At 70.7% G+C, this 4,348-nt stretch carries 6 protein-coding genes and 1 pseudogene; 5 read left to right on the top strand and 2 right to left on the bottom strand.

Features of this window, described 5'->3' with window-relative positions; translation table 11 throughout:
* Positions 1 to 332 (bottom strand): annotated as a pseudogene (locus D180_RS04900) (EamA/RhaT family transporter); the annotation flags it as partial.
* A gap of 86 nt (positions 333 to 418) precedes the next feature.
* On the opposite strand from D180_RS04900, the gene D180_RS04895 reads away from it, so the two are divergent.
* Positions 419 to 1,084, top strand: a complete 666-nt coding sequence (locus tag D180_RS04895; protein ID WP_017908253.1) for an alpha/beta family hydrolase — start codon at positions 419 to 421, stop codon at positions 1,082 to 1,084.
* Positions 1,081 to 2,178: a cell division protein ZapE gene (gene zapE, locus D180_RS04890; RefSeq protein ID WP_017911914.1), complete on the top strand. Its 1,098-nt coding sequence runs from the start codon at positions 1,081 to 1,083 to the stop codon at positions 2,176 to 2,178. The genes D180_RS04895 and zapE overlap by 4 nt, the downstream gene beginning before the upstream one ends.
* Positions 2,179 to 2,205: 27 nt before the next feature.
* On the opposite strand, the gene D180_RS04885 is transcribed toward zapE, so the two are convergent.
* Entirely contained in the window at positions 2,206 to 2,604 is a 399-nt protein-coding gene (locus D180_RS04885) for a hypothetical protein (RefSeq protein WP_017911913.1), read from the bottom strand.
* Positions 2,605 to 2,743: 139 nt separating this feature from the next.
* Between D180_RS04885 and D180_RS04880 the strand changes: the two genes are divergently transcribed.
* The 3 genes from D180_RS04880 to D180_RS04870 form a co-directional block, all read left to right on the top strand.
* Complete coding sequence (locus D180_RS04880) at positions 2,744 to 3,202, top strand: MarR family transcriptional regulator (RefSeq protein ID WP_017908250.1); 459 nt, start codon at positions 2,744 to 2,746, stop codon at positions 3,200 to 3,202.
* A gap of 87 nt (positions 3,203 to 3,289) precedes the next feature.
* Positions 3,290 to 3,721, top strand: a complete 432-nt coding sequence (locus D180_RS04875) for an organic hydroperoxide resistance protein (RefSeq protein WP_017908249.1) — start codon at positions 3,290 to 3,292, stop codon at positions 3,719 to 3,721.
* 163 nt (positions 3,722 to 3,884) lie between these two features.
* Positions 3,885 to 4,348 (top strand): Sir2 family NAD-dependent protein deacetylase (locus D180_RS04870; RefSeq protein ID WP_017911912.1); only part of this gene is annotated, 464 nt, incomplete at its 3' end.

Below are 4,348 nucleotides of genomic sequence, written 5' to 3'. Positions count from 1 at the left end.
TCGCCGAACCACAGGAAGGCGAACGCCAGCGACAGCAGCAGCGACAGCCGCTGCGCCGCGTCGGTGCGCACGATGCCGGCGTTGGCCACCGCGCGGCCCAGCACCAGGAACAGGCTCGGCAGCAACACGCCCAGCGCCAGCAGCGACGCCCACGGCGTGTGCGCATCGCCCAGCGCGGCCAGCGGCGGCTGCAGCAGGGCGGCGCACAGCAGCAGCGCCGCCAGGTAGTTCCAGGTCACCGCCTGGGCCAGGTCGATGCGCCGTTGCGGCGCCAGCTTCAGCAGCGCCGAGACCAGCACGCTGCACACCACACTCAACAGGACGAAGACCACACGCAGGATCCGGATCGGGAGGAAAAAGAACGCTGCGTGCACCGCTTCGGCATGTGGCCGCGACCCAGCCCCGGTATTATGACCGCATGACCTCTCCCGCTTTCCCCACCGCTTCCGGCGCGCTGACGCTGCAAGGCCCCGCCGGCCCGATCGAGGCCGCGGTCGATCTGCCCGACGCCGACGTCGCCGCGTTGCCGGTCACCGCCATCGTCTGCCATCCGCTGTCCACCGAGGGCGGCAGCATGCACAACAAGGTGGTGACCATGGTCGCGCGCGCGTTGCGCGAGCTAGGCGTGCGCGTGGTGCGCTTCAACTTCCGCAGCGTCGGCGCGTCTGCCGGCAGCTTCGACCACGGCGACGGCGAGCAGCAGGACCTGGCCGCGGTGGCCGCCTGGGTGCGCGATCAGCGTCCGCACGACGCGCTGTGGCTGGCCGGTTTCAGCTTCGGCGCCTACGTCTCGCTGCGCGCCAGCGCCGCGTTGCAGCCGCAGGTGCTGATCTCGATCGCGCCGCCGGCCGGGCGCTGGGATTTTTCCGGCATGGCGCCGCCGCCGCAGTGGCTGGTGATCCAGGGCGAGGCCGACGAGATCGTCGATCCGCAGGCCGTGTACGACTGGCTGGAGACCCTGGAGGCACAGCCGGAACTGGTGCGCATGCCCGACACCAGCCACTTCTTCCATCGCAAGCTGATCGACCTGCGCGGCGCGTTGCAGCACGCGGTCAAGGCCTGGCTGCCGGCGGCACAGGCGTGAGCGCGGCGGCATTGCCGTCGCAGCGCTACGCCGAGGGCGTGGCGCGCGGCGACTGGCGCGACGATCCGGCGCAGCACGCGGCGCTGGCCGAACTGGACCGCATCCATACCGCGATCGTGGACGGCGACCAGGAGGGCTGGCTGGACCGGCTGTCGGCGTTCTGGAAGAAGCCCGAGCCGGTGCGCGGGCTGTATTTCTGGGGCGGGGTCGGCCGCGGCAAGACCTTCCTGGTCGATCTGTTCTACGACGGCCTGCCGATCGCGCGGAAGTACCGCACGCATTTCCACCGCTTCATGCGCGGCGTGCACGAGCGCCTGCGCGAGCACGCCGGGCAGAGCGATCCGCTGGCGAAGATCGCGCAGGAGTGGCGCAGCCGGCTGCGCGTGCTGGTGCTGGACGAGTTCTTCGTCACCGACATCGGCGATGCGATGCTGCTGTCGCGCCTGCTCGAGCGCCTGTTCGCCGAGGGCGTGACCCTGGTCACCACCTCCAATACCGCGCCGCAGAACCTGTACCTCAACGGCCTGCAGCGCGAGAGCTTCCTGCCGGCGATCGGCCTGCTGCAGACCTATTGCGTGGAGCTGTACGCCGAAGGCACCGAGGACTACCGCATGCGCGCGCTGACCCGTTCGCCGGTGTACCGCGCGCCGCTGGCCGAGGACAGCGATGCCTGGCTGGGCGAGCGCTGGAGCGCGCTGACCGGCAATGCCGAGGCGCGCCGCGGCAACATCGAACTGGAAGGGCGCAAGATCCCGGTACGTGCGCGCGGCAAGAGCATCGTCTGGTTCGATTTCGTCGCCTTGTGCGAAGGCCCGCGCGGTCCCAGCGACTACATCGAGATCGCGCACGAGTTCACCACCGTGCTGCTCGGTGGCATCCCGCACTTCGACCGCATGAACGAGGATGCGGCGCGGCGCTTCGTCAACCTGATCGACGAGCTGTACGACCGCCACGTCAACCTGGTCTGCACCGCGCAGGATCCGCCGCCGCTGCTGTACACCGGCGAGCGCCTGGCCGGTGCGTTCGAGCGCACCGCCTCGCGGCTGATCGAGATGCAGAGCGCCGAGTACCTGGCGGCAGCGCATCGGGTCTGAGCGCAGACCGATGTCCGCGGTGCGGGTTCAGCGCACCGCGCCGGGCGCACACAGCCCGGCGACGAAGCGCGGCATCAGGCCCGCGCCGGCGATCTCTTCCAGATAGGCGGCCGCCGGGCAACCGGCGCCGCCTGCGCTGTGCGCGCAGCGGGCCGGCCCGGACGCGCCGTCCTGCGGCAATTGCCGATCCATGGCCTGGCGCTGCGCCGCGGACAGCCCATCGCGAAACGTCTCCTCGGCATCGAGCAGATCGGCCGGGGTGAGTCGATCGGTCGGCACGCCGGGGCACTGGCGACGGGTTTCCCGGGCCAGCGCGTCGGCGCCGGCACCGATCAGCACCGGGCCGTCGGGCAGGGTGTTGGGCGCGGCCTTGGGCACGATGGGGGCAGCGCCGAGCGCGGCCAGCAGCAGGAACGATGCGCGCATGCGGAAGCTCCTCGAGTTGCGCGCAGCGTCGTCCTGCGTCGCTCGCAGCACGAGGGGGAGGGCGGCCGGCTTCAGCGAGGAGTAGGTAAGTCAAAAATATCGCTTGCTATTAAATAGCGTGCGATGTAATGTGGTGCCCATGGACCGTACCTCTGCCCCCGACGCCACCGCCCTGCTGAAGCTGGATACCCAGCTGTGCTTCGCGCTGTATTCGGCCAACCTGGCCATGCACAAGCTCTACCGCGGGCTGCTGCGCGACCTCGGCCTGACCTACCCGCAGTACCTGGTGATGCTGGTGCTGTGGGAGCAGGACCAGCGCAGCGTCTCGGACATCGGCGAGAAGCTGTTCCTGGATTCGGCCACGCTGACCCCGTTGCTCAAGCGCCTGGAGGCGATCGGTCTGCTGACCCGCAGCCGCGCGGCCGAGGACGAGCGCCGCGTGCTGATCGCGCTGACCGCCGACGGCCAGGCGCTGCGCGCGCGCGCGCAGGCGGTGCCGGAAGGCGTGCTGTGCGCGGTCGCCTGCGACCTGCAGCAACTGACCCGGCTCAAGCACGACCTTGAAGAGGTCCGCGGCAAGTTGCAGGCCGCGGCCTGACCGATTCCCGTCCCGATCGCGCATTTCCCTCTACGCATTTCCCTCTACCCCATGGCGCCGCGGCGCCGCCCTCGAAGGAGAACCACCATGGCTTCACCGACCACCATCGCCTACACCGCCACTGCCACCGCCACCGGGGGCCGCGACGGCCGCGCCGCCACCCCGGACAAGGCGCTGGACGTCAAGCTGTCGACCCCGCGCGAGCTGGGCGGCGCTGGCGGCGACGGCACTAACCCGGAGCAGCTGTTCGCGGCCGGCTACTCGGCCTGCTTCATCGGTGCGCTGAAGTTCGTCGCCGGGCAGGAGAAGGTGGCGCTGCCGGCCGAGACGAGCATCGAGGGTCATGTCGGCATCGGCCAGATCCCGGGCGGCTTCGGCATCGCCGTGGAACTGCGCATCGCCGCGCCGGGCCTGGAGCGTGCGACGCTGGAATCGCTGGTGGAGAAAGCGCACCAGGTGTGCCCTTACTCCAATGCCACCCGCGGCAACATCGACGTCAAGCTGGTCGTGCTCGACTGAGCCAGCGCGATGTCCGGGCCGGCGCCTGCGCCGGTCCGGGGCGACACACGACGGGCGGCCACTGGCCGCCCGTTCGCGTTGTGGGCGCCGCGCGTGTTGCCACGCACATTGAGACCACCCCGCGGGGGTGCAATAGTGTGAGCTTGATCAAATCGGGCGCGCCATGCTCAGTTCCGCCTACAACGCCGAGACCGTCGCCGCCTTCATCCAGGGCGCACGCCGTCTGCTGGTGCTGACCGGTGCCGGCATGTCCGCCGAGAGCGGGGTACCGACCTTCCGTGGCCAGGACGACAGCCTGTGGTCGCGCTTCGATCCCGAGCAACTGGCCACCGAGGACGCCTGGCGTGCCGACCCCGCCTTGGTCTGGGGCTGGTACCGCTGGCGCATGGCGATCGTGGCGCAGGCCCAGCCGCACGCCGGGCACCTGGCGCTGGCGCGCCTGGCCGAGGTCCGCCACACCACCCTGGTGACCCAGAACGTGGACGACCTGCACCAGCGTGCCGGCAGCGAGGTCGCCGCGCACGTGCACGGCCGCCTGTCGGCGCTGCGCTGCAGCGACTGCGGCCAGCCCTGGCGCGGCTTGCTGCCGCCGATCGACGTGCACACGCCCAGCCAGCGCCTGGCGCC

The sequence above is a fragment of the Xanthomonas sp. SHU 166 genome, from assembly GCF_000364685.1.
Classification (GTDB): domain Bacteria; phylum Pseudomonadota; class Gammaproteobacteria; order Xanthomonadales; family Xanthomonadaceae; genus Xanthomonas_A; species Xanthomonas_A sontii.
Note: the sequence above shows the minus strand (reverse complement) of the source record. Positions and strands in the feature narration are given on the sequence as shown.

What these genes read in the sequence shown, in the direction of transcription:
- D180_RS04895 (WP_017908253.1), top strand. Translation starts at nt 419, where the DNA reads ATGACCTCTCCCGCTTTCCCCACCGCTTCCGGCGCGCTGACGCTGCAA.
- D180_RS04880 (WP_017908250.1), top strand. Translation starts at nt 2,744, where the DNA reads ATGGACCGTACCTCTGCCCCCGACGCCACCGCCCTGCTGAAGCTGGAT.
- D180_RS04875 (WP_017908249.1), top strand. Translation starts at nt 3,290, where the DNA reads ATGGCTTCACCGACCACCATCGCCTACACCGCCACTGCCACCGCCACC.
- D180_RS04885 (WP_017911913.1), bottom strand. Translation starts at nt 2,604, where the DNA reads ATGCGCGCATCGTTCCTGCTGCTGGCCGCGCTCGGCGCTGCCCCCATC.